Annotated in this window: 6 protein-coding genes; all 6 read left to right on the forward strand. The window is 42.2% G+C overall.

Annotated elements, in window-relative coordinates:
- A partial coding sequence (locus ACH2DQ_RS09220; protein ID WP_395026493.1) for a 50S ribosomal protein L19 occupies positions 1 to 163 on the forward strand: 163 nt, incomplete at its 5' end.
- Positions 164 to 281: 118 nt separating this feature from the next.
- Positions 282 to 866 (forward strand): signal peptidase I, encoded by a 585-nt coding sequence (gene lepB, locus ACH2DQ_RS09225; protein WP_394911326.1) that lies wholly within the window; start codon positions 282 to 284, stop codon positions 864 to 866.
- A 15-nt stretch (positions 867 to 881) separates the two neighbouring features.
- Positions 882 to 1,733 (forward strand): ribosome biogenesis GTPase YlqF, encoded by an 852-nt coding sequence (gene ylqF / locus ACH2DQ_RS09230; protein ID WP_394911325.1) that lies wholly within the window; start codon positions 882 to 884, stop codon positions 1,731 to 1,733.
- A 38-nt stretch (positions 1,734 to 1,771) separates the two neighbouring features.
- Positions 1,772 to 2,350, forward strand: coding sequence for a signal peptidase I (lepB, locus tag ACH2DQ_RS09235; RefSeq protein ID WP_394911324.1), 579 nt, complete (start codon positions 1,772 to 1,774; stop codon positions 2,348 to 2,350).
- Positions 2,351 to 2,453: 103 nt separating this feature from the next.
- Positions 2,454 to 3,020: a signal peptidase I gene (lepB, locus tag ACH2DQ_RS09240; protein ID WP_394911323.1), complete on the forward strand. Its 567-nt coding sequence runs from the start codon at positions 2,454 to 2,456 to the stop codon at positions 3,018 to 3,020.
- Between the two features lie 15 nt (positions 3,021 to 3,035).
- A partial coding sequence (locus ACH2DQ_RS09245) for a ribonuclease HII (protein ID WP_395026491.1) occupies positions 3,036 to 3,488 on the forward strand: 453 nt, incomplete at its 3' end.

The following is a 3,488-nucleotide window of genomic DNA, read 5'->3' on the forward strand; positions in this document are numbered from 1 at the left end:
AAAAAATTCTAACGGAATTGGTGTGGAAAAAACCTGGCCGCTGCATTCCCCAAGCGTGGAAAGAGTAGAAGTAATCAGAAGAGGTAAAGTAAGACGTGCAAAACTGAATTACTTAAGAAACCGTGTTGGTAAGAGAGCCAAGGTAAAAGAATTAGTAAAATAATGAAATGAACCAGGGACAAATACTTAGGTAATTGTCCCTATTTTCTACCAGTACAGCAGTGCGTAAATAACTGTGAAATTTGTGCCATGCTGTACTAGAGGCAATTGTGAGGTGCATTATGCGAAAAGAACGTGCAAGGAGCAGAGGGGATCGCCAAGGGGAAAAGAAAGAAACGAATAAGTTAAAATCTATCTTAGGATGGACATTCGAAATCATTGTAGTTATTTTATTTGCATATATTCTGGTATTTTTCTTTGGACAAGTACGGACAAACATCGGTCAGTCTATGGACACGACCCTGTCCGGGGGAGACAAAGTCCTGATTAATACCCTAGCGTATAAACTGGGTGGGCCTTCCAGAAATGACATTATATCATTTAAGCCAAACGGCAGTAAGACCAGCCACGCTTATATCAAACGCGTAATCGGACTTCCTGGAGAAACAATCCAGATTAAAGAAGGCATGATTTATATTAATGACAAGGTATATCTGGAAGATGCGGATTATCCATCGATCAGTAATGCCGGTCTGGCTGACCAGCCCATCGTTTTGGGTTCTTCTGAATATTTTGTTTTGGGAGATAACCGTAACAACAGTGAAGACAGCCGCTACGCAGATATTGGCAACGTCAATATTGACGATATCGAAGGCAAAGTCTGGCTTCGTGTCTCACCAGCCAGTGAATTTGGTTTCGTGAAGTAGAAAGGGCAGAAATTTATGAATTATCAATGGTATCCGGGTCATATGACGAAAGCCAGACGTATGATGCAGGAAGATATTAAATTAATTGATCTGGTTATCGAGCTTGTAGATGCAAGGATTCCGCTAAGCAGCAGGAATCCGGATATCGATGAACTTGGAAAGAACAAAGCCAGGCTGATTCTTTTAAATAAAGCAGATCTGGCAAATGAGAAGCAGAACGAATTGTGGTCGGCATATTTTAAAGAGAAGGGTTTTTTTGTCGTCAAAGTCAATTCAAAGAACGGGACCGGAATCAAAGCCATCAATGGCGTCATTCAGGAAGCATGCCAGGAAAAGATTGAACGGGACCGGAAAAGAGGCATTAAAAACCGTCCGGTAAGAGCGATGGTAGTAGGGATTCCCAATGTGGGAAAATCTACTTTCATTAATACCTTTGCCGGAAAAGCATGCACCAAGACAGGTAATAAACCTGGTGTTACAAAAGGAAAACAATGGATCCGTCTGAATAAAAATGTAGAACTTCTGGATACTCCCGGAATTCTGTGGCCCAAGTTTGAGGATCAGACAGTAGGGCTTCATCTGGCAATGGTGGGCTCAATTAAAGATGAAATTTTAAATGTTGACGAATTAGGCATTCAGCTCATAAGCTTTTTGAAAGAGCACTATAAGGGAGTGCTCGCAGAGAGATATGACTGCGACGAGTCCGGTACTGATGTAGAGGTATTGGAACAGATTGCGGTAAACAGAGGATGCCGTTTAAAGGGAAATGATTTAGATTATGCAAAAGCAGCTTCCACAGTGGTAGAGGATTTCAGAAGTGGAAGATTGGGGAAAATCACTATTGAATTTCCGGAAAGAAACGTTTAAGATTAAGGGGACAAGAGTATAAAGAAAGTGGTGACGGAATGTCAAAAGGGGAAAATATAGAACCGGGCGGTGAAGAGCCGTCCAGGAGCGTAGTGCGTGAACTTTTAAGTATGTTGATGTACATAGTGATTGTTCTTGTGCTGGCATTTGTAGTGATACATTTTATTGGACAACGCACACAGGTCAGTGGTCCATCCATGATTCCGGCACTGGAAGATAAGGATAATCTGATCGTTGATAAATTAAGTTACCGTTTTCGGGATCCGTCTCGTTTTGATATTGTCGTATTTCCTTATTATTACGAGGAGGAAACCTATTATATCAAAAGGATCATCGGTCTTCCCGGTGAAACCGTACAGCTTGATAACGGCAGCATTTATATCAATGGTGAAGTACTGGAAGAAACATACGGTAAAGAAGCAACGCAGGACAGCGGTATAGCAGAAAATCCAATTGTTCTGGGTGATGATGAGTATTTCGTAATGGGAGACAACCGCAACGAGAGTAAAGACAGCAGGGATCCCAGTGTAGGCAATATAAAGCGTGCCGATATTATCGGACGCGCATGGGTAAGAATCTGGCCTTTCAGCAAATTTGGTGTTCTGAAGCACCAATAAAATCATAATGTTTGGAATAAGCCGGAAATGAGCAGGTGTAGAAGTCTGCCATCGCCGGCTTCATTTAATATATACTAACTAAGTAAAGGAAGCGGTGGACAGCATGAGTCAGAAGAATACTGAGGAAAACAAGGAGAGAAGCATGTTAAGGGAACTTTTAAGTATGTTACTGTATATAGCCATTGTATTAGTAGTAACATTTTTAATTGTTCATTTTGTAGGACAGCGTACACAGGTAGACGGATCTTCTATGTATCCCACACTGGAAAACCGGGACAATCTGATTACCGATAAGATTACATACCGTTTCAAAGATCCTGAGAGATTCGATATTATTGTATTTCCTTATCAGCACGCAGACCATACCTACTATATCAAACGAATTATCGGACTGCCGGGAGATACCGTTCAGGTTATAGACGGAAAAGTTTACATCAATGGAGAAGACCTGAATGAAAATTATGGCAGAGAGACCATCGATGATCCGGGCACCGCTGCAGAACCCATCACGCTGGGTGACGATGAGTATTTTGTAATGGGTGATAACCGTAATAACAGCTCTGACAGCCGTGATCCCAATGTAGGGCTGATCCACAGAAAAGATATTATTGGCAGGGCATGGCTTAGAATCTGGCCTTTTAGTAAATTCGGTTTTTTGAAGCATCAATAGAGAACAGAGGTATTTATGAATAAAAAAATATCAGAGATAAAAGAGGAATTTGAGCATGCCGGCTCCAATGAGCAGCTGCTGTATTTAATGAAGGTTCATGCTCCCGATACCCGTACCGGTGTTGCCAGCCTTATTAAGCGCTATCAGAAAAAAATGGATGCCCTGGAAGCAGAAAAGCAGCGTCTTGAAAAAATGATGGCATATGAAAAGGAATACGAATACATTGGATATGCCTGCGGCATTGATGAGGCCGGAAGAGGACCTCTTGCCGGTCCCGTAGTTGCCGGTGCCGTTATCCTGCCCCAGGACTGCAGAATTATGTATCTCAACGATTCTAAGCAGCTGAGTGAAAAGCGACGCGAGGAATTATTTGATGAGATTATGGAGAAAGCCCTTGCAGTTGGCGTGGGGATGTCAAGCCCGGCAAGAATTGATGAAATCAACATTCTTCAGGCCACCTACGAAGCC

This window comes from Robinsoniella sp. (assembly GCF_034124845.1).